This window comes from Psychrobacter sp. 1Y4 (genome assembly GCF_051847555.1).
In genome coordinates, this window is the sequence record NZ_JBPYDE010000387.1 from 1 (window position 1) to 806 (window position 806).

Annotated in this window: 1 protein-coding gene and 1 pseudogene; both read right to left on the reverse strand. The window is 37.1% G+C overall.

Translation table 11 applies throughout. The features are described from left to right. Positions 1-402, reverse strand: a pseudogene (locus ACS8FC_RS16500) (restriction endonuclease); the annotation flags it as partial. A gap of 157 nt (positions 403-559) precedes the next feature. Continuing rightward, the coding region (locus tag ACS8FC_RS16505) for a hypothetical protein (protein ID WP_439297573.1) at positions 560-806 on the reverse strand (247 nt) is incomplete at its 5' end.

Below are 806 nucleotides of genomic sequence, written 5' to 3' on the forward strand. Positions count from 1 at the left end.
ATCTCTATCTAATAATTGAAATATAGAACCAAAAATCGCAGAAGAGTTACCTCTATTTATTTCATCAATAACTAACACCACATTTTCAATTTCTCTACCTTCAATTTTATTTTCGTGTTTATCATAAGTAGCAAGAATATTCTTATAGGCTTGACTCAGCGCACTCAAAAAATGTCCTTCATAGAAGTTATATTCTACCTGCCCATCTTGTGTCATTGGTAGTAACTTACCCATAAAATCACCATGAGTGTATTCAGGGTGAAATACCGCTTTTATAATATTTTCAGGATTTTTTTTGATGTCAATATTTAGTTCATTAGGTATGATCTTATGGTCAATCATATAGCTTTTACCAGTGCCTGGACTGCCAAAAATAATTTTTTGTATAGGTTTAGAACTCATTGTATTGTCTCTAGACTTTGTAGTTGTTTTTGTTAAATTTAAATGTGTATCACTTTATCACAAACTTTTGTTTTGCTGTATCTATATACGTCATCTAATGACGAATGTATTCAGATGATGTATTCGTTATTAAAACACAAACGTTAGCTAATTAGGTTTACAACGCTTTCAACTGCTCCATCTGTGCCGTCATCGCGGTCAACTGCCCTTCTAGTTCAGCCAGTTTCGCTTTCTCAGCATCGACCACTTCCGCAGGTGCTTTACTGACAAAGCCTTCATTACCTAGCTTACGTGCGATACCATCGGCTTGCTTCTGTAGCTTTTCATGCGCTTTGCCCAGACGTGCCAGCTCAGCGGTTGGATCGATTAGCCCTTTCATCGGTACGAGCACACGTAGCTGACCG